The organism is Nitrosomonas sp. Nm84, assembly GCF_003201565.1.
Taxonomy (GTDB): domain Bacteria; phylum Pseudomonadota; class Gammaproteobacteria; order Burkholderiales; family Nitrosomonadaceae; genus Nitrosomonas.
The window spans coordinates 1-1,306 of record NZ_QJJP01000079.1 but is presented as its reverse complement, the minus strand read 5'-3'; the positions used below and the strand labels follow the sequence as shown (position 1 = coordinate 1,306).

At 46.3% G+C, this 1,306-nt stretch carries 1 protein-coding gene; it reads right to left on the bottom strand.

The genetic code is table 11. The features are described from left to right. Positions 1–18 precede the first annotated feature (18 nt). A complete protein-coding gene (locus C8R34_RS16150) occupies positions 19–1,089 on the bottom strand; it encodes an IS110 family transposase (protein WP_110342307.1) in 1,071 nt (356 codons plus the stop codon). Positions 1,090–1,306 lie beyond the last annotated feature (217 nt).

Sequence of the window (1,306 nt, the reverse complement as noted above, 5' to 3'; positions counted from 1 at the left end):
CGGATGCCCTTCTAAATGTCAAGCGGCAATCTGTGCGCTATTGATTAAATTATTTCTTTTTCTCAAAGTGTAATATACCTCTCTAGCGATATAACGTTTAAGACAACGAAGTGCTTCAAGTTTAGTGTGGCCCTGAGTTAAACGCTTTTCAACATACTCTTTAGTTCTGGCGTCTATCCGCAATCGTCCTATAGCAATAATATGCAGCGCGCTGTTAGCCGCTCTATCACCACCACGATTTAACCTGTGCCTATTGACCTTGCCGGATGAGGCAGGAATCGGATTCACACCACACAATGCTGCAAAGCTAGCTTCAGATTTTAAGCGTTCAGGGTTGTCTCCAACGGTAATGAGTAGTTGTGCTGCAGATTCGTATCCAATGGCTTTGCCTGCAATCAATTCAGGAGCGAGTTCATCAACAATGACTGAAATCATCACATCCAAATCCGCAATTTCATCGTGTAATTCCAAATATCGCCGCGCAAGCGATTTGAATGCAATTTTGTATGCAGTCGAAATATCACGATACCCACCCAGATCTGGTCGCCAGGCGGCAAGGGTGCGGATTAATTGCATTCGAGTCATGGTGCGTAGCGATTCACGAAGCGCCTCTGGTGCAGAGATAATATTCATTTGGATCATTTGTAGTGCGATGCGTCGAGCTGCAATGTCGGTCTTCCTGCATAACTTGAGAACTCGTAAAGATTCCACCATGCCATCACGCGTTTTTGGGGTCACAGTGCGTATGCCAGCGAATGCTGCATGGGCTGCATTTTCCGCATCAATTGTGTCGTCTTTGCCACGCTTGCGTCGGACTGTTTTATCCGGTGCGGTGACCTCTAAAATTTCGATATCAAATTGTTGTAGATACCGTAGCAGACCAGCACCGTAAGTCCCCGTACACTCTACGCCAATACGTTTGACTTCACCAAATGACTGCATCCAATTCAGCATTGACTTATAGCCATGTCGCGTTGTTGGGAAAGAGTTCCTGTCAAGTACTCGGTCATGTGCGTCGACTACAGCCGCGAAATGAAGGTCTTTGTGTGTATCGACTCCTCCAACAATGCCATGATGATTGTTATCCATTTTCAGCTCCCCAGTTTCGAATGATGTTATTGAATAGGGATTCACCGAAACCGATTGTCAGGACAAGACAGTAAAGAGATAAGCGTTCAGGCCCTTCTTGGGTCACAGACAAAGGCGAGGTGAAACCTCACCGTCAGATGTTGCCAAGTAACCGACAGATCCGAGGAATGACACAAATTATGGTCGATCAGAGTGGGGGTCAGGAAACTTGGCAACC